The 18,033-nt window shown below is 52.7% G+C and carries 16 protein-coding genes; 8 read left to right on the top strand and 8 right to left on the bottom strand.

The genetic code is table 11. The features are described from left to right. Positions 1-853: 853 nt before the first annotated feature. The 3 genes from ACTH3S_RS14040 to ACTH3S_RS14030 are packed head-to-tail and all read right to left on the bottom strand — an operon-like array spanning position 854 to position 2,537. A complete protein-coding gene (locus ACTH3S_RS14040; protein WP_441809634.1) occupies positions 854-1,693 on the bottom strand; it encodes a hypothetical protein in 840 nt (279 codons plus the stop codon). A gap of 26 nt (positions 1,694-1,719) precedes the next feature. Continuing rightward, positions 1,720-2,010, bottom strand: a complete 291-nt coding sequence (locus ACTH3S_RS14035; protein WP_441809633.1) for a type VI secretion system PAAR protein — start codon at positions 2,008-2,010, stop codon at positions 1,720-1,722. A gap of 38 nt (positions 2,011-2,048) precedes the next feature. Beyond that, positions 2,049-2,537 (bottom strand): DUF2505 domain-containing protein, encoded by a 489-nt coding sequence (locus tag ACTH3S_RS14030; protein WP_441809632.1) that lies wholly within the window; start codon positions 2,535-2,537, stop codon positions 2,049-2,051. A 180-nt stretch (positions 2,538-2,717) separates the two neighbouring features. Here ACTH3S_RS14030 and ACTH3S_RS14025 point away from each other — a divergent pair, with 180 nt between their 5' ends. From ACTH3S_RS14025 to ACTH3S_RS14010, 4 genes are all read left to right on the top strand, one after another. After that, entirely contained in the window at positions 2,718-4,067 is a 1,350-nt protein-coding gene (locus tag ACTH3S_RS14025) for an adenosylmethionine--8-amino-7-oxononanoate transaminase (protein WP_441809631.1), read from the top strand. A gap of 15 nt (positions 4,068-4,082) precedes the next feature. Then, positions 4,083-4,817: a 16S rRNA (uracil(1498)-N(3))-methyltransferase gene (locus ACTH3S_RS14020; RefSeq protein WP_441809630.1), complete on the top strand. Its 735-nt coding sequence runs from the start codon at positions 4,083-4,085 to the stop codon at positions 4,815-4,817. A gap of 105 nt (positions 4,818-4,922) precedes the next feature. Next, positions 4,923-6,152 carry a DUF445 domain-containing protein gene (locus ACTH3S_RS14015; RefSeq protein WP_441809629.1) on the top strand — a complete coding sequence of 410 codons (1,230 nt, stop codon included), beginning with the start codon at positions 4,923-4,925 and terminating at the stop codon, positions 6,150-6,152. A gap of 110 nt (positions 6,153-6,262) precedes the next feature. Continuing rightward, positions 6,263-7,300 (top strand): HDOD domain-containing protein, encoded by a 1,038-nt coding sequence (locus ACTH3S_RS14010; protein ID WP_441809628.1) that lies wholly within the window; start codon positions 6,263-6,265, stop codon positions 7,298-7,300. On the opposite strand, the gene ACTH3S_RS14005 is transcribed toward ACTH3S_RS14010, so the two are convergent. The 5 genes from ACTH3S_RS14005 to ACTH3S_RS13985 form a co-directional block, all read right to left on the bottom strand. Then, positions 7,290-8,612, bottom strand: a complete 1,323-nt coding sequence (locus ACTH3S_RS14005; protein WP_441809627.1) for a YihY/virulence factor BrkB family protein — start codon at positions 8,610-8,612, stop codon at positions 7,290-7,292. The two genes, ACTH3S_RS14010 and ACTH3S_RS14005, sit on opposite strands and share 11 nt — an antisense overlap. Positions 8,613-8,739: 127 nt before the next feature. Further along, positions 8,740-9,342 carry a penicillin-binding protein activator LpoB gene (gene lpoB / locus ACTH3S_RS14000; RefSeq protein WP_441809626.1) on the bottom strand — a complete coding sequence of 201 codons (603 nt, stop codon included), beginning with the start codon at positions 9,340-9,342 and terminating at the stop codon, positions 8,740-8,742. A 12-nt stretch (positions 9,343-9,354) separates the two neighbouring features. Further along, a complete protein-coding gene (locus tag ACTH3S_RS13995; RefSeq protein WP_441809625.1) occupies positions 9,355-9,762 on the bottom strand; it encodes a YcfL family protein in 408 nt (135 codons plus the stop codon). Between the two features lie 35 nt (positions 9,763-9,797). Further along, positions 9,798-11,309, bottom strand: coding sequence for a COG3014 family protein (locus tag ACTH3S_RS13990; protein WP_441809624.1), 1,512 nt, complete (start codon positions 11,307-11,309; stop codon positions 9,798-9,800). 128 nt (positions 11,310-11,437) lie between these two features. Then, on the bottom strand, positions 11,438-12,373 hold the full coding sequence (locus ACTH3S_RS13985) for a D-2-hydroxyacid dehydrogenase (protein ID WP_441809623.1): 936 nt from the start codon (positions 12,371-12,373) through the stop codon (positions 11,438-11,440). A 74-nt stretch (positions 12,374-12,447) separates the two neighbouring features. Here ACTH3S_RS13985 and tmpT point away from each other — a divergent pair, with 74 nt between their 5' ends. The 4 genes from tmpT to ACTH3S_RS13965 all read left to right on the top strand — a co-directional run. Further along, positions 12,448-13,101, top strand: a complete 654-nt coding sequence (tmpT, locus tag ACTH3S_RS13980) for a thiopurine S-methyltransferase (protein ID WP_441809622.1) — start codon at positions 12,448-12,450, stop codon at positions 13,099-13,101. Positions 13,102-13,340: 239 nt separating this feature from the next. Then, positions 13,341-15,263, top strand: coding sequence for a PrkA family serine protein kinase (locus tag ACTH3S_RS13975; protein ID WP_441809621.1), 1,923 nt, complete (start codon positions 13,341-13,343; stop codon positions 15,261-15,263). 13 nt (positions 15,264-15,276) lie between these two features. After that, positions 15,277-16,572, top strand: a complete 1,296-nt coding sequence (locus ACTH3S_RS13970) for a YeaH/YhbH family protein (protein WP_441809620.1) — start codon at positions 15,277-15,279, stop codon at positions 16,570-16,572. Next, a partial coding sequence (locus ACTH3S_RS13965; protein ID WP_441809619.1) for a SpoVR family protein occupies positions 16,569-18,033 on the top strand: 1,465 nt, incomplete at its 3' end. The genes ACTH3S_RS13970 and ACTH3S_RS13965, both read left to right, overlap by 4 nt.

Here is an 18,033-nt window from a genome sequence, read left to right as displayed (position 1 = left end):
CAAGATACCGCTCGCCTAGCTGAACGCAGGCTTCAAGAATAACTCCTTCGAGTGGTTCCTGAGAGGTTCGGCCTCCAATATTAACGAAGCTTGTCGCTAACTGGCTTCCTGCGGCCTCGCGGACTTGAGTAAGATCAGCATCTTCCCGGACTGACTGCTCCAATTTTCCCACCCACTGCACCTCCAGCGACAGAGCCGATTCTTATAACAATTATTCCGCATGAAACACCACCGACACCTGAGGTCTTCCACTCCTGCACAATACTCTTGGACGAAAACCTGCAATACAAGTGCAGCCCCATAACAAGACCGATTGGGACACTGGAAAAGATATCGAGATTGAATATATTACCAGTGCTGATTACATAAAACCGAATATAGGCAGATGATATTAAAGGTTATTTCTGCGATCATATTTTCAGTTGTTTAGCAGGTAGATTAATTTGCTAAAGCCCGAATCAGGTCAAACTAGCTCATTTTGATAAGCGCATTTGCGATAAGTACGTTCGCAACCATCATGTAAAGAAAAAGCGTTGGCGCCATTACCCAAACTTGCCAGAGCCTAGGTAAACGAACACTCGGATCTCCAAGCAGCGATGCTCTTTGCTTAAAAAAGGAACCCGGGAAACTTCGCAGTAAGAGGTAAGCAAATACGTTACTACTTCTGAAAAACCGGCCGATCACCCGGCCCTGCCAGAACATTCGGGAAGTTGCGATTCCTCCCGAGTCTGTGGCGACGCGATCTTCAATTAGAGCCACGTATCGAAACCCAATAGTGACAATAATAGGAAGCGGTATCAGCCCCAAGAAAAGGCTGCAATAGCCGATGTATGCCAAGATGACTATGGTACCTTCAGTCACCGTTTCGTACCTCATATATCAACTGGCCGAAGTCGGCGCCTGCATTTCCAACCACCTGCCCGCCGACCGCACCGCCTATGCCTGCGGCCACAATCCCGCATGCGATACCACCAATGCCCCCAGTGCCAATTCCGACAACCGTACAGAGCACCGGTGCAACAGATGCCCCAAAGGAACCTCCTATAACGGATCCGACTAAACGCGCAGATTCGGTATGGCTAACTTGCTCGCATCGCTCAGATCGGCCGACAGCGCACGCTTCGTAGATTTTGTACCCTGTGAGACCAACATCCAGTGCAATGGCTAAACGCCCCCCTTTTTCAATGAAGCCGCCAGCTTTAGAAACTTTCGTGTAATTCGTCCCATAACCCGGGATGCCACCCACCCCACTTTTTCGCCAATCATTCACAATACTCTTGGAGGACAGCCCCAGCGCCCGTTTGAGTTTCGCATTATCATCCAATGACATCCCTTTTCTTGCCACTTTACCAAGCGCAAAATCTAGCTTAGTAAACAGCCGCTGTCGCTGCTCAAAAAACTCCGGATGACTGAGTGTTCCATGCCTTCGAAAGGTGTCTTGATGCAGGACTTCAAGCTCTTTCAGCGTGGCACTAATACTCTTGATTTGCTGGCCAATCATTGTCGCACCCACGCCAAGACCGGTGGCGGCGCTAGACGTCATTACTTCCAGCAGATCGTAATGATCGACAACAAACTGAGCCTCTTGCTCACTGAGCTTGTGAACTTCTTGATTTACCTGTTGAGCAACCTGCATCAGGTCATTTTCTTCTGTCGTGCATTCAAGGCTTTTCGGGTCGGCGACGACAATCATTTCCCCGGGTATAGCCTAGCTAAACATCAGCCCCCAATAATCACCGAACCAGAACCAATCGTCACACCACCACAGGTAATCGCACTCCCAGTTATAGCCGCAGGCTGTCCGTTAATCATCACGGTGCTAGAACCGCCAGCAATGGCACGAGGGTGCGGGGGATGCAGGGGCTTGGAATGAATCGCCAGCGGGTCGCCCAACCGGGCTACGGGCTTGCCATCAACCAGAACATCGGGGGAGCCGGCCAATACCGGCGTAGGCGGGAAACCTTCGTGATCGGAGCCTAAGTCTCCGAGAAGCACAATAGCTTTACTCATGTCGCATCCTTTGCGTCGTTTTCGTCCTTGTTAGCGCATCATAGCATCTGCTGTATGGTTTCGTACTCACGGTCAATTTTAACGCGGGAATCATCTGCCAGAAACGCCGCAATCTTTTTGCCCATCAGTGGCACATCGCAACGCACGTTCAGAGTCACGTGATTGGTGCAGGATTCTGCTGTGCCTTCCAGCTTCATCATGCCTTTGATCTTCGCTGGCACGCCTTCAATGTGCACGCGAAATTCACAGTGCCACTCGCCGTCGCTCTTGCGAAACCAGTGCTCTTCCTGCCTTATTTGATTCCATTCCCGGTGGAAGCTGGCGAGTATGCCTGGCACTTCTGCGGAAGTGGTCATCTGCCGTTCAACAACCAGCTTTGCAGAAGCATCGTCCTTTTCCAGCTCGGCCACACGCACATTCCGCGCGCCTAGAAGGGTATTTTTCTCAAGGATGTGGTCCTTATCGAAGAAGGCTCCAAGCACTCGCCCGATGCCAGCCTGGTAAGGGTGTGTTAGTTGAAACTCCATATAAATCAGCCTTTGTTTAGTGATGGCGGGATTTTGGGACGAGAGAAAGCTGCGCGCATTGGCCTGCCGGTCAGCGCACGTTGGCACAGTAGTCAGCAAGCGCTGTTAACTGTATCATCCTTAAGGGTTAACAGCCGCCAAATTATCACTCCAAAACCTTCACCTTCTCGGAGAGCCAATATGCGCAATGCCGACCTCGTAGCCCGCGATCTCAAGTCTGTGTGGCACCCTTGCACTCAAATGAAAGATCACGAAACCCTACCCCTCATCCCGATAAAAAGCGGCAAAGGCGTATGGCTCAAGGATTTTGAAGAAAACCAATATATTGATGCCGTCAGCTCTTGGTGGGTGAACCTTTTTGGCCATGCTAACCCGAGAATCAACGCAGCTATTCAGGAACAGATCGGTACGCTGGAGCACGCTATGTTGGCGGGTTTCACCCACGAACCGGTGGTCAACCTGTCGGAGCGTTTGATCGAAGTCACCCCTCCGGGCCTGAACAAATGTTTCTACGCAGATAATGGTTCTTCTGCCATCGAAGCTGCCCTGAAGATGAGTTATCACTTCTGGAAAAACCTGGGTAAACCCAACAAGAAAAATTTTGTGAATTTGGGTAACAGTTATCACGGTGAAACTCTGGGGGCTCTGGCACTGGGTGACGTTGCGCTTTACAAAGACACCTACCAACCACTACTGATGGAAGTGCTCACCGCTCCCTCACCAGATGCCTACAACAAGGAACCCGGCGAAACCGATGAAGATTATGCCCGTCGCCAGTTTGTAGCTATGGAAGCTCTGTTGGCCGAAAAGCACGAGGAAATCTGCGCCGTGGTGGTGGAGCCAATGATTCAGTGCGCCGGTGGCATGCGCATGCACCACCCGGTTTACCACACGCTTTTGCGTGATGCCTGCAACCGTTACGGCGTGCATTTGATCGCCGACGAAATTGCCGTGGGCTTTGGCCGCACAGGTACCTTGTTCGCCTGTGAACAATCCGGGATCACTCCGGATTTCATGTGCCTTTCCAAGGGCCTGACCGCCGGCTATCTTCCGCTCTCTGTGGTGCTGACCACAGACACTGTCTACAACGGCTTTTACGACGACTACAACACCCTAAAGGCCTTCTTGCACAGCCACAGCTACACCGGCAACGCCATTGGCTGTGCTGTTGCACTGGCAACCTTGGATATCTTCCGGGATGACAATGTTATTGAGAATAATCGAAGGCTCTCTGCATGCATGGCAGACTCGGTTGCCCACCTGGCCGACCACCCGAACGTGGGTGACGTTCGCCAGCATGGCATGACACTGGCGGTGGAAATGGTGAAAGACAAATCTTCCAAAACGCCCTTTCCTTGGCAGGAACGCCGTGGGTTGCGTGTTTATCAGCACTCTCTCACCCGCCAGGCCTTGCTTCGCCCCCTGGGTAATGTGGTTTACTTCATGCCGCCTTACGTCATCAACGAGGATCAGATTCGCCATCTGGCTCAAGTCGCGACGGAAGGCATCGACATCGCCGTTCGAGACTGACCAAGGTAAACACCCATGCGCATCCCCAGAATTTATACCGATTCGCCATTGAGCGAAGGCAACCACGCGGATCTGGACGAGAACGCGGCCCAGCATGTGGGCCGCGTTTTGCGCATGCAGCCAGGGCAAGAGCTCAGGCTGTTCAATGGCGATGGCCAAGACTACCCAGCTACGATTACCAACGCGGGGAAGAAGCGCGTAGAAGTGCTTGTGGGGGCGCCCGAAGCCAATCACACCGAATCGCCGCTACAGATTACGCTTGGCCAAACCCTGTCCAAGGGTGATCGTATGGATTATGCCGTTCAAAAGGCCGTGGAAATGGGGGTCACCTGCATAGTGCCGTTGACCACCGAACGCTGTGAAATAAAGCTTAAAGGCGATCGCGAAGACAAACGCCTGCGCCACTGGCAATCGGTTGCCGTGAGCGCAGCAGAACAATGTGGCCGTGCCCGCGTGCCCGAGATTCTGCCGGTAATGACCCTGGCACAATGGCTGGAGCACAGCCGCGATGCCGATCTGCGTTTGGTATTGCACCATCGTACCGAGCAATCGCTGGAATCCATGGCCAAGCCTGCCCAGGTAGCCCTGATGATTGGCCCGGAAGGTGGCCTAACCGCAGATGAAATTGCCCAAGCGGAGAAGGAAGGTTTCCTACCCGTCGCCCTCGGCCCACGGGTTCTCAGGACAGAAACCGCCCCGGTCGCGGCCATGGCAATTTGTCAGTGGTTGTGGGGGGATATTGGCCGCTAGGCTATATTGCCACCTTGCGGGGTCTTATGAGTCATTGACAGTCACTGGCCATCCAAACATTATCCAACCCGCAGATATAAACAAAAAAGTGAGTGCGAGCCCCGGATGACAAGTTTGCTTACCAACCTAGAATTCTGGCAATACCTCAGTATTCCCGTTATTGCAGCGCTCATTGGCTGGATCACCAACTGGCTAGCCATCAAGATGACTTTCTTCCCGCTGGAGTTCATCGGTAAGCCACCGCTATTGGGCTGGCAGGGCATCATTCCCTCAAAAGCACGAAAGATGGCTGCCATCAGCGTAGATGCCACCATCTCCAAAATCGGCACTGTGCCGGAAATCTTTCAGCAGATTGATCCCAAGGTACTTGCCACTCACATCATCCACTCTGTCGAGCCGCGCATCGAAGAGTATGTAGACGAGATGATGCTCAGAGAGTACCCGACATTTTGGGAGAACCTACCTATTTCCGCCCGGAAGATGGTTTACGACAGAGTTCGTAAATCCACGCCGCAACTGGTGGACAATTTAGTAGACGACATTTCTAACAACATAGAAGACCTGCTCGACATCAAAGGTATGGTCATTGATAGGCTGGCTACTGACAAACAACTGCTGAATCGCATCTTTTTGGAATGCGGCGATGCTGAGTTCAAGTTTATCGTTAACTCCGGTCTCTATTTCGGTTTTCTGTTTGGCCTTATTCAGATGGCTGTTTGGTACAACTACCAAAGCTGGTGGGTACTGCCTTTCTTCGGGTTATTGGTAGGCTGGGCGACCAACTGGATTGCACTGAACGTTATTTTCCGCCCCCTGCATGCTAAGAAAATCGGTCCGCTCTCAATTCAGGGCCTTTTTCTAAAACGGCAGCCCGAGGTGGCCGCATCTTTCTGCCACATAGTGACCCATGAAATACTCACGGTCGGCAATATCATCAACGCCATCATGGAAGGCCCCAAAGGTGATCGCGCCGGCAATATGGTGAAAAAGCACATCAAACCGTTGGTGGACGAAACCGCTGGCATGGGCAAAGCCCTGACCCAGATGGCATTCGGCCCAACAGGGTTCGCCACCCTGAAAAACCAGGTGGGCGAGAAAGCCATCGAGATATCAAAAACCTCCTTTAACAACCCAGTGTTTGAGGCCGACCGGGCCCGCGCCGTTGAATCGATTATGGTGGAGCGGATGATTGCCCTCTCCTCTGAAGAGTTCCAGGATTTACTCCGGCCCTGCTTCCAAGAGGATGAAATCAAGCTGATCCTCGTTGGCGCAACTCTCGGTTTGGTGGCGGGTATATGCCAGCTCGTCTTTGTATTCGGCGGGGCTTTGGTTTAAATAGTTTTCGATTCGCCACGGGTTTAGCCTGTGCAAGCTTGTAGCGGGTCTTTATACTGCGAAGATACGGGCACGTACACTTTCGCGACTGGTTTACCCGGAGGCAACGGATGCCAGGCTTCTTTTCCTGGATTGCAGACTTTTTTACCACAGAAAAACCGTCACCTCCTCCGGTTGCTGAGGCACGGCTATTTAATTCTGCAAAAACGACGGAACCTGACGGTACAGCAGCAGACGAGCAAGGCCTGACCCTGCAACTTGAAGAAAACCTTTTCTGCTGGCTTCTAGACACTGGCCCCTCCAATCTGCGCGCTGAACAAATTTCATCTGACAGCGCGCTGCAGGAACTCGATTACCGCCTCACGCACGACAAAATGGAAGAGCTGCCCAGGCGGCCCATGACCCTGCCCATGCTGATGAGAGCCCTCTCAGATGAGGCAGGCGACCGTCAAAAACTAAGCCAGATTATTCTAGGCGACCCCGCTTTAACCGATCAGATCCTACAGGTTGCGAACAGCCCCTATTTCCGTACCGGGGATCACACCATAGAGTCGGTCGACCAGGCCGTGTTCGTTCTGGGTATGGATGGCATCCGTAATGTGATTGCGGCAGCGGTTATGCGCCCGATGATGGCGGCCCGCAACAGCCGAGAAGCTCTGTTTGCCCAGAGAGCCTGGCGCTGGGGGCTCACATGCGCTCGCGCTGCAGAGTTTATCGCCAAACTGCAAAATGAAGACACCAGCGCACACTTCACCGTTGGGCTGCTACCGGCGCTTGCCTACATCACTATTCGCCGAGAGCTTCAGCAAATATGTCGGGCGCAGCGTGGCGGCGAGCCTGATGTTGTGTTGATTCGCAACGCATTGGCCCGCTACCAGTGGATTGCTTGCCAGCTGATTGCCCGTGAATGGAGCCTGCCGTCCAAATACCATGCGTATCTCATGGCCGTAGAATGCCCGGCACCGGAACAGGAACAAACAGCGCTAAGCGACGGCATGGTGATCGGCAGCCGCGAAGTGTTGCGGCATGCACACCAGCGAAACCTACCAGAGGAAGATCTGGAGAAAATCGTACGTCTTTCCAAAGAACAGACAAACCGCGTGCGAGTAGCCTTGAAAGCTGTTCTTAGCGAGGGCGCTAAGGGTTGACCTCAGAACCCGTCTCCTTTTTCAGCAGAGTTGCAAAATTTGTAGATTCGTTCTCACGCTCACCTTTCAGTAACTCGGCAGGAAACACGGGCGGCAGCCGATCTACCACACGATCCTCATCGTGGCGCACAATTTTCAGCACATCACCCACGGTAATCAAATCCAGGGCCCGCCCCGGCACCAGCTGATCACCCTGCGGACCGGCCAGGGTAAGTACCCCCGCACGAATCAATTTGTCGCTAACACCACGCGTTACTTCTCCTGGCACCCGTAACTGCCTCTCTAGAGCCTCTTGCTGTGGTGCTTTACCGCCCTCACTGAACGGACGGGCGACCAGCCACATCATGGCCAACGCAATTTTTTCCTGCAGCTCCGGTGAAAGCTGAACGTGAGTACGCTTGGAGACAGAACCCGGGTTTTGCAGATAAAACGCCAGGCTTGCTCCCAGCAGCAGAATCATCCAGTTCAGATAGATCCAAATCAGCATGATAATGCCAATCGCAAAACTGGAGTATATAGCCGCGTATTTGGCTGAGCCTGCCACAAAGGAGGCAAACAGTATGCCTGCAGCCTGCCAGGTAATCCCTGCAACCAGGCCGGCGATAAACCCGTAACGCAGTTTTACCCGGGTATTGGGCATGAACACGTAAAAAAACGTGAAAGCACCCACCACAAGGAAGAACGGCATCAAGCGACTGACCAGCAATATCACCGAGCCAAATGGCTCGATAGAAATCATTGTTTGCACAACCGATGACGAAAAGATGGCTGCGCTGACACCCACAGCCGACACCATCAACAGTGGCCCAACCATGATAACGCTCAGATAGTTACTGAATCTTTGGGCTACGGAGCGCATCTCTGGCACCCGCCAGATCATATTGAACGATCGCTCAATTTTCTGCACCAGCGACACCACGGTATAAACCAGCAACGCCAGACCGACAGATCCGAGAACACCCACTTTCATATTGTCTACAAAGCCCAGTATGCGCTCGGCCATTTCAACGCCCTGAGGCCCCATGGGCTGAAAAAACTGGAACAAAAAAGGCTCCATGCGTTCGTGCACACCCAAGGCTTTAAGCACCGAAAAGCTCAGAGCCAGCAGCGGCACAATACTAAGCAGCGTGGTGTACACCAGGCTCATGGCATGCAGGGTTAGCTGGCCACTGATCACATCGCGGATCAGCGCATAAACGGAGCGTGCTACCTTGTATAGCCAAGTCCAAGGCCAGTTTTTGGGCGGGTTAGGGTTGGCCAGTATCCAGGTTTCAACCGCCTGAAGCCGTTCTTTAACTTGAAAAGAAGCCACTTAACATCCTGTTGTACGGGAGCCATGGGGTTATCCAAAGCTCGGATTCGGTTTCGTCCAGTATGGCTTAAATTTCAGGAAGGTGAAAAGCAAGCAGGGGATTTTCCCGCCTGCCCTCCCACCCGGCTCACCAGGAAACAGACTTATCAGAGCCGCGCTTGATGATAGGGGTTTCACCTTCCCAAGTGGCTAGGCCCGAGGCTAGGTCGGTCAGCGACAGCTGAACGTAGTACTCCACCTGCAACTCTTTGCCTACTTTATGATTACGCTGCAGAATTTTGCCCGAAAGACTCAGATCCGGCGCCTGAAGTGTGCCTTTTTTCTGCACACCTGACTGGTCAAACTCTTCAGAATCACGCAGTTCTCGGGCCTTCATTGTCATTTCATCTTCGGCACCGTTGAGACCTACCGCTGTCGTAGTCACTACCTTCCCTGAACGTAGCAAGGAAACACGAATTTTTTTGGTGAGCTGGTCGGTATCAATACGCTGCATGGTGTCGTTGGTAATGCGGCTGACCACCATAATGGAACGGCCACCATTGGGGTTATTCACTGCACCACTGGCGAGCATATCTTCAACAGCATCGGTGGCGGCTTTCTCAAAATCCCGATAATCCATAGTCATGGCAATCGGGCCATCGTCTGCGGCCGGGTCGATGTAGCGGTTAGGCGCGGCACAGCCGGCAAGAACAGCAAGGCTTACAGAAATCGTAACGGCGCGAATCAACATAGGGTTTTCCTTTTATTTGGGTTCACGAAGATGTAGCTGAAAACTTGTCACGCGCTCATGGGGCGCCGTGGCCGTGAAATAGCGGGTTTGTCCGGTCAGAAGCGTTGCCTTCCGGTAGCCTTCGCCAACACCTTTAACCAACATGCCATTGGCATCAAACCAGGTCACCTTCCATGCCATATCAGCATCCGACCTTGCCTCCACCGCAAATTGTACTTGCAGGAGACTGCCGCCACCTGGCTGATCCTCTCGCGCCTGAAAGAGCTCGGTAACCTCCGCAGCGTAGATAATGTCCGGATCTACCTTCAGCTCCTGTCTATCGATCAAAGAGCTGCTGGTTTCGGGCGGCGTAGCACAGCCCGCCAAGCTTAGTACCAGCGAACTAAGTACCAGCAGGCTGGCGAACAATAACGTTTTCATAGTATATGTCCCGTCGTTTTAGTGTGTTGTGTTGGTTATCGACTACTCGAAACTTGGGCCGGCGCGTCGGAGCGCTCTGGCAACCGCGCAAAAGTGGCTGTACTCGCCCCTTGCAAATCCATGGTTATCACCGTAACTGGGGCCAACCTCGTAGGCCGTTTAACGTACACAAGGGTGAAGGGCTGTTGTGGTATGTCTACATCACCCAAGATTTCACCCCGGTTGTCCAGCAGCGTTACTATTCCGTTCTCTGGGCGATCCATCCGCGCAGCCTGCCAATGATTGGGCATCGCCTGCCAGCCCCGTAAATCAGCGTGAGTCGTTGCGGCGGTGAACACTAAAGCGCCCAACTGACCTATCGCGCCAAACTGCTCCGCCACTTCCCTTTGCAAAACGGCCTTAATAACGGCAGACGATACTGCTCTGGTAAGCACACCGGCAAAGCGCTCTTTCATTTCAGTACGAATCACCGTGCCCATATCAGAGATTTTTTCGGTGTGAATAACCTCTCCGACATCATTCACCATGCCGATATCACCTGGCACGGCAGCTCGCTCAGTGTATTTCGGCAGTGCGATGCCAAAATACACAAACGATGGCCTCCCTTGGCGCGCGAGCAACAAGGGGACCTCAAAACGGGATTCTTGAAGGGCCGGCCCTAATCCATTCTCATACACCACCCAAACTTGCGGCGGCAACGTTGCCAAACTTTGTTTGCCTGATGCGAGGCTTGTTGCCAAATCTGCATCGGCTTTTAGCACAGTGCTCTCAGGTTTCATCTGAGCCACGCGCTTAAGCGACGTAGCCGCCCGCTCATAGTCGCTGCCACCTGTGGCGTTTGCCAAAAAGTAGAGGCCATGCAGATAGGTACTTGAGGGAACGATAAAATCGGGATAAACAGACCAGTTAGACGCTTCACCATAGTGATTGGAAACCGCCGTCTGAAAGTCCTCGTTTCGAAGGCTATTACGTACGATGGAAGCGTTGCCTCCCTTAGTCTGCGCTTCCTTTTTTAGTGCAGCCTGCTGTTCCGAAATCTCTTTTTGGAAGTAATCAACCGCACGTCGGGTGCGCTCATTGGCCCGATTAAACTCAATACGAGCATAATCGCTGTTGCCCGCAGCAAGAAACGCCAGCCCTTTGTAGGTATTGACCAAAACGGCTTCAGACATCAACGCCTCGTAATCACGCTGCGAGTCGTTAACCATCACCGACATAAACCCTTCCGAGGCTTTTTTCAGAAACCCTTCAGTGTCCAGATATTTCATCCCCTCTTCTGCTAGGTCGTATGCCTTTGTAGACTCATCATAGCGACCAGTCAGGCGATACATTTCGCCTTGGTGCAGCAGTTCAAGCAGGTGAGCTTCGGAATCAACAGATTTACCCTCATCTACGTCGAAGCTGACCGTCTGCAGAGCAGAATCATAGTCGCCTGCGGCATAGGCCGCATTGAACGAGGCCAGCTGGTTACGGTGCTGAACCGAGGAACACCCAGAAGCAAAAGCCACCACTGCAAACGCCAGCATCAACCGCTTCAATGCTGTCACACAGTTGCTCCCTGAACCTGCTGTTTGCCGGATTAGCTGTGGCGAAATGGCTGAGCCTCTTTTTTGCATGTATATCCGTTGCTACCTTACCAAAAACGGTTGATGCATTAAGCCAGTTTGCAAGCTTCCTACTTAACTGTAATGAGATTACGCGCCGTAATCTCCACAATCCTCTGTCGCGCTTCTTGGCTGGCCCATGCTGAGTGAGGTGTAACAATCAAATTCGGAATATCACCGGCAAGCAGCGGGTTACCATTGCGGGGTGGCTCTTCGGTCAGCACATCAAACCCGGCACCGGCAATAACGCCCGTTCGTAAGGCGTCGGCAAGGGCCGCCTCATCCACCAAACCGCCACGGCTGGTGTTAATCAACAGTGCATCCGGTTTCATCATCCGTAGCTCACGGGCGCCAATCAGGTTGCGGGTTTCATCGGTAAGAAGGCAGTGCAACGAGAGCACATCCACCTGCGACAAGAGCTCATCCAATGGAAGCCGAGGATAGCCATCTACCTCCCCCGCCGACTGCCCTGGCCGGGCACCCAACAGTATATTCATGCCAAAGGCTTTGGCTCGTTCGGCAACACCCTGCCCAAGGTCGCCATAACCCACAATGCCCAGGGTTCGGCCTTCCAGTTCCATAATCGGGTGGTTCATCAGGCAGAACATATCGCTTTGCGCCCAGCGGCCCGCCCGCACATCCCGGTCGTAATCCAACAGGCGTGTTGCCAGCGCCAACATCAACGCCATGGTGTGCTGCGCCACCGTAGAGCGCCCGTAGTTCGTCACATTCAGCACTTGAATACCGTGATCTCGGGCCGCCTCTTGGTCGATATTGTTGAGGCCGGTGGCTACCACAGCAATGGTTTTCAACTCGGGGCAGTTTTCAAAATGCTCTCGCGTAAGCACAATCTTGTTAACCAGCACCGTATCAAAGCCCCGAATTCGCTCAGATACTTGCTCCTGCGCCGTGGCGTCATGTTTCACCATGCCGCCCGTAGCCTGCTCAAGAGGTGCCAGATCCAAATCATTGCCAAGGGTAGTGGCGTCCAGAAACACAGCTTTCATAGGTTTCTCCTTCATCGATAAACGACGAGATTAAGGTAGACTGAGTTAAACGTCCAAATACGAGAGCAAGAGTCATGGAACACGAATTCTGGCATGAACGTTGGAGCAAAGAACAAATCGGCTTCCACGAAGGCTCTGTGAACAAGTTCCTCTATGATCACTGGCCAGAGCTTTCTGGCGGCGGCACCGAGGGCGTTTTTGTCCCTCTATGCGGCAAAGCCCATGACATGTGGTGGCTGCATGATCGCGGGCATTCCGTTATTGGTGTGGAGCTGAGCGATATCGCCTGTAAGGATTTCTTCGAAGAAGCCGGCGAAAAAGCACTGGTACACCCAAGCGAACCATTCACAACGTTCCAACATGAGAACCTGCAACTCTGGTGCGGCGATTTTTTCCAATTGGTACCAGCCGATCTGAAGCATATTCGCTTAGTGTACGACCGCGCTGCACTTATCGCCCTTCCTCCGTCTATGCGCAAGAACTACGTGGAGCACCTCACGGCGGTCATTCCCGATGGGACAAGAATCCTGCTCATTACGCTGGACTACAACACCAAAATCACCGCGCCGCCATTTAACGTAAGCGATGACGAGGTGCGAGACCTCTATTCTGCCGATTATGAAGTTGAGCACATCCTTACCAACACCCTACCTAGCGACCATCCTTTCACCAAACGCAAAGGCCTAATCGGCGCAACCGAGAGTGTGTTTCGGCTCACTAAACGATAGCTCCACAGCGGTGGCGGTAACATAATTTAATGAACCTTCACCGTTAACTACCTGTCCAAGCTCGTGACCGTGAACTAAGCTCAAATTGAACAGGCCGAAACCCGACACAGATCGAGGCCGGCCAAAACAGTTAATACTTTCCACCCATAACCAAACCGAATCGCCACCATGGCGACCGTAACCGAAACGGGGATACTGCGTGCACTAAAAGCTGAAGAACAGCGAGCGAGGGGCTACCCATGAGCATACTGCAGCAATTCAAAAACCGGTATGAGAGCACCAAAGAAGAAGAGTACAGCCTTGAAGAATATCTTGAGATCTGTAAAAAAGATCCAACGGCCTACTCTACTGCAGCAGAACGATTACTGATTGCCATCGGCGAACCTGAGTTTGTCGATACCTCCCGTGACATTCGCCTGTCACGCATCTTTTCCAATAAAATGATCAAACGATACCCAGAATTTGCCGAGTTCTATGGCATGGAAGACGCTGTGGAGAATATCGTGTCTTTCTTCCGCCATGCGGCCCAGGGCCTGGAAGAAAAGAAACAGATTCTTTATCTGCTCGGGCCGGTTGGTGGCGGTAAATCGTCACTGGCGGAAAAGCTCAAGTCCCTGATGGAGAAAGTGCCCTTTTATGCGATCCAGGGCTCTCCAGTGAACGAATCCCCTCTGGGGCTTTTTGATCCGGCAGAAGATGCTGCCATCCTGGAAGAAGAGTTCGGCATTCCTCCTCGCTATCTCAAATCCATTATGTCGCCTTGGGCGGTCAAGCGTTTGCACGAGTACGGCGGCGACATCAGCCAGTTCCGTGTTGTGAAGAAGTACCCTTCGGTGCTCGATCAGACCGCTGTCTCCAAAACCGAACCGGGGGACGACAATAACCAGGACATTTCCGCGCTCGTCGGCAAGGTAAACATCCGCATGCTGGAGGATTATTCCCAGGATGATCCCGATGCATACAGCTTCAGTGGCGGCCTGTGCAAAGCCAACCAGGGCCTGATGGAGTTTGTGGAGATGTTCAAGGCACCAATCAAGGTGCTGCACCCCTTGCTGACCGCAACCCAAGAAGGCAACTACAACACCACTGAAGGCATGGGTTCAGTGCCCTTTGATGGCGTTATTCTTGCCCACTCCAACGAATCGGAATGGCAAACCTTCCGTAACAACAAGCACAACGAGGCATTTCTCGACCGGGTTTATATCGTCAAAGTGCCCTACTGCGTGCGGGTAACGGAAGAAATTGAAATTTACAAAAAACTGCTGAAAAACAGCTCTCTGGCCGGATCGCCTTGTGCACCGGATACTCTGGACATGCTGGCTCAGTTTTCAGTGCTTTCACGTATTAAAGAGCCTGAAAACTCCAGTATTTTCTCGAAGATGCGGGTTTACGATGGCCAAAACATCAAGGATACCGACCCTAAAGCCAAGTCCATTCAGGAGTACCGGGATGCGGCCGGGGTGAATGAGGGCATGGACGGCTTATCTACCCGATTTGCGTTCAAAATCCTCTCAAAGGTTTTCAACTTTGACACCACCGAAATAGCCGCCAACCCGGTGCACCTGCTGTATGTAATCGAAAAGCAGATCGAGCAAGAACAGTTCGCGCCTGACATTCAGGAGCGCTACCTGCGTTCTATCAAAGAGTTCCTTGCGCCGCACTATGTTCAGTTTATCGGCAAGGAGATCCAGACCGCCTACTTGGAAAGCTACAGTGAGTATGGCCAGAACCTATTTGATCGTTACGTAACCTATGCTGACCTATGGATTCAAGATCAAGAATTCAGGGACCCCGAAACCGGCGAGATTCTCGATCGTTCCTCTATTAACGAAGAGCTTGAGAAGATCGAAAAGCCTGCAGGCATAAGCAATCCAAAGGATTTCCGCAACGAAGTGGTCAACTTTGTACTGCGAGCCAGGGCCAACAATCAAGGCGAGAACCCGTCCTGGCTCAGCTACGAGAAACTGCGCAGCGTCATCGAGAAGAAAATGTTCTCTAACACCGAAGATCTGTTACCGGTTATTTCGTTCAACCCGAAAGCCAGCCAGGAAGATCAGAACAAGCACAAGCAGTTCGTCGAACGGATGGTCGATCGGGGCTACACAGAGAAACAGGTGCGCTTGCTGGCAGAGTGGTATTTGCGTGTTCGCAAGTCTCACTAGTGGAGAGTGAGTTATGGGTATGACCCACATCGTAGACCGACGATTGAATGGGAAAAACAAGAGCGCGGTGAACCGGGAGCGGTTTTTACGCCGCTACCGGCACCACATCAAAAAAGCTGTTTCAGATGCGGTGTACCGGCGCTCGATAACTGACATAGAACGCGGAGAGAATGTCAGTATTCCCGCGCGAGATATTGATGAACCTGTTTTCCACCATGGCCAAGGCGGGCACCGTGAAATGGTGCACCCAGGCAACCGTGAGTTTGTGGCGGGAGACAGGCTACCCAAACCAGAGAGCGGAGAGGGGCAGGGCCAGGGGCAAGGCCAGGCCAGCCCCGATGGCGAAGGCATGGATGATTTTGCCTTTCAGATTACTCAGGAAGAATTTCTGAACTTTCTGTTTGATGACCTTGAATTGCCAAACCTAATTCGCAAGCAGCTCAAGGACACAGAATCTTTCAATTATGTGCGCTCAGGGTTCAGCACCCAAGGCGTGCCCGCAAAGCTGGATGTCGTGCGTTCACTCCGGGGCGCCCATGCTCGCCGCTTGGGTTTAGGTGGTGCCCGTAAGAAGAAAATCCGCGAACTGGAAGCTCAGCTTAGCGCCCTGAAAACAGCACCCGATGATCTGGATCCAGCATTCAGCCATGAAGACCAGATCAAAGTGCTGGAGGATGAAATTGCCCGGCTGAAAGCCAATGTGAAACGCATTCCGTTCCTTGATGAAATTGATCTGCGCTACCGCCAGCATCTGAAGCAACACAAACCTGCCACCAGTGCCGTAATGTTCTGCTTGATGGATGTGTCTGGTTCCATGACCCAGATGCACAAGGACACTGCCAAGCGCTTTTTTATCCTGCTGTATCTATTCCTGAAAAAGAACTACAAGAAGATCGACGTGGTTTTCATCCGCCACCACACCAGCGCCAAAGAGGTGGATGAAGAAGAGTTTTTCTATTCACGGGAAACCGGCGGCACCATTGTGTCCAGTGCCCTGAAGCTGATGCACAAAATTATTGATTCCCGCTACTCCCCTGCGGAGTGGAATATTTACGCCGCCCAGGCATCCGATGGCGACAACTGGAACGACGACTCTCCAATATGTGGCAAGTTGCTGACCGACAGCATTCTGCCGCTGGTACAGTACTTCGCCTATGTGGAGATTACGCCTCAGGACCACCAGATGCTTTGGTACGAATATGAGCGGGTGCAGGAACGTTTTCCTGAAAGCTTCGCCCAGCAGCAAATTGCTGACCCCAGCGACATTTACCCGGTATTCCGTCTACTATTTGAGAGGAAGGCCGCATGAATGACTCCCTCGACCGCCCCAATGCACCGGGCAACGAGAGCCCGAAAACTCGTGAACCCGTGTCCACCGGCTCGGAATGGACGTTCGAGCTGATCAGCAAATACGATGAGGAAATCGCAAAGTGTGCTGCGGAGTTTGGCCTGGACACCTACCCCAATCAGGTTGAAGTAATCAGTGCCGAGCAGATGATGGATGCCTACAGTTCTGTTGGCATGCCGGTTGGCTACAATCACTGGTCCTTCGGCAAGCAGTTCCTTAGCACATCCAAAGGCTATCAGCGGGGGCAGATGGGGCTGGCTTATGAAATAGTCATCAACTCCGACCCCTGCATTGCTTACCTGATGGAAGAAAACACTCTGCCCATGCAGGCGCTGGTCATCGCCCATGCCTGCTATGGCCACAATTCATTCTTCAAAGGCAACTACCTGTTCCGTACTTGGACAGATGCCAGTGCCATTGTTGATTACTTAGTCTTCGCCCGAAATTATGTGTCCGAGTGCGAGGAACGTTACGGCGTGGGCGCGGTTGAGGAAATACTGGACTCCTGTCACGCATTGATGAATTACGGCGTTGATCGCTACAAACGGCCCGCTCCGATTTCTGCCGCCAAGGAGGCCTTGCGTCAGGAAGAGCGAGAGGACTACCTGCAGCGCCGGGTGAATGATTTGTGGCGCACCATTCCAAAAATGAACGAGGATGAAGACCCAGTAAAACGCAAACAACGCTACCCCGAAGAACCCCAGGAAAACCTCCTGTACTTTATTGAAAAAAACGCGCCTCTGCTGGAAACCTGGCAGCGGGAAATCATCCGGGTTGTGCGCAAACTGGCGCAGTACTTCTATCCGCAGCGCCAGACCCAAGTGATGAATGAAGGCTGGGCCACCTTCTGGCATTACACCCTGCTACACCGGATGTACGACAAAGGCTTGGTGACGGACGGCTTCATGCTGGAGTTCCTGCAAAGCCACACCGCAGTGGTGTACCAGCCTCCATTCAGTAGCCCTTGGTACTCCGGTATCAACCCCTACACGTTGGGGTTCTCCATGTTCACCGACCTGCGGCGGATTTGTGAGGCGCCCACCGAAGAAGATTACGAGTGGTTCCCAGACTTTGCCGGCACGGATTGGGTAAAATCCCTGCATTTCGCCATGGCCAACTTCAAGGATGAAAGCTTTATCCAGCAGTTCCTCTCGCCGAAGGTGATGCGAGATTTAAAACTGTTTGCCATTGAGGATGATGATCAGGAAGACAGCTATAAGGTAACCGCCATCCACGACGAACCGGGTTACCGCGAACTGCGGGAGAAGCTGGCACGCCAGTACAATCTCAGTTACCGGGAGCCCAACATCCAGGTGTGGAATGTGGATGTTCGCGGTGATCGTTCGCTGATGCTGCGGCATGTGCCCGTGGACAGGGTGCCACTGGGCGAGGATACGGAGGAGGTTCTACGCCATGCACACA

The sequence above is a fragment of the Marinobacter sp. genome, assembly GCF_052094685.1.
Taxonomy (GTDB): domain Bacteria; phylum Pseudomonadota; class Gammaproteobacteria; order Pseudomonadales; family Oleiphilaceae; genus Marinobacter.
Note: the sequence above shows the minus strand (reverse complement) of the source record. Positions and strands in the feature narration are given on the sequence as shown.

Excerpts from the sequence above, each read along its gene's own strand:
- ACTH3S_RS14040 (WP_441809634.1), bottom strand. The coding sequence starts at position 1,693 with ATGATTGTCGTCGCCGACCCGAAAAGCCTTGAATGCACGACAGAAGAA.
- ACTH3S_RS14035 (WP_441809633.1), bottom strand. The coding sequence starts at position 2,010 with ATGAGTAAAGCTATTGTGCTTCTCGGAGACTTAGGCTCCGATCACGAA.
- ACTH3S_RS14030 (WP_441809632.1), bottom strand. The coding sequence starts at position 2,537 with ATGGAGTTTCAACTAACACACCCTTACCAGGCTGGCATCGGGCGAGTG.
- ACTH3S_RS14025 (WP_441809631.1), top strand. The coding sequence starts at position 2,718 with ATGCGCAATGCCGACCTCGTAGCCCGCGATCTCAAGTCTGTGTGGCAC.
- ACTH3S_RS14020 (WP_441809630.1), top strand. The coding sequence starts at position 4,083 with ATGCGCATCCCCAGAATTTATACCGATTCGCCATTGAGCGAAGGCAAC.
- ACTH3S_RS14015 (WP_441809629.1), top strand. The coding sequence starts at position 4,923 with ATGACAAGTTTGCTTACCAACCTAGAATTCTGGCAATACCTCAGTATT.
- ACTH3S_RS14010 (WP_441809628.1), top strand. The coding sequence starts at position 6,263 with ATGCCAGGCTTCTTTTCCTGGATTGCAGACTTTTTTACCACAGAAAAA.
- lpoB (WP_441809626.1), bottom strand. The coding sequence starts at position 9,342 with ATGTTGATTCGCGCCGTTACGATTTCTGTAAGCCTTGCTGTTCTTGCC.
- ACTH3S_RS13995 (WP_441809625.1), bottom strand. The coding sequence starts at position 9,762 with ATGAAAACGTTATTGTTCGCCAGCCTGCTGGTACTTAGTTCGCTGGTA.
- ACTH3S_RS13985 (WP_441809623.1), bottom strand. The coding sequence starts at position 12,373 with ATGAAAGCTGTGTTTCTGGACGCCACTACCCTTGGCAATGATTTGGAT.
- tmpT (WP_441809622.1), top strand. The coding sequence starts at position 12,448 with ATGGAACACGAATTCTGGCATGAACGTTGGAGCAAAGAACAAATCGGC.
- ACTH3S_RS13975 (WP_441809621.1), top strand. The coding sequence starts at position 13,341 with ATGAGCATACTGCAGCAATTCAAAAACCGGTATGAGAGCACCAAAGAA.
- ACTH3S_RS13970 (WP_441809620.1), top strand. The coding sequence starts at position 15,277 with ATGGGTATGACCCACATCGTAGACCGACGATTGAATGGGAAAAACAAG.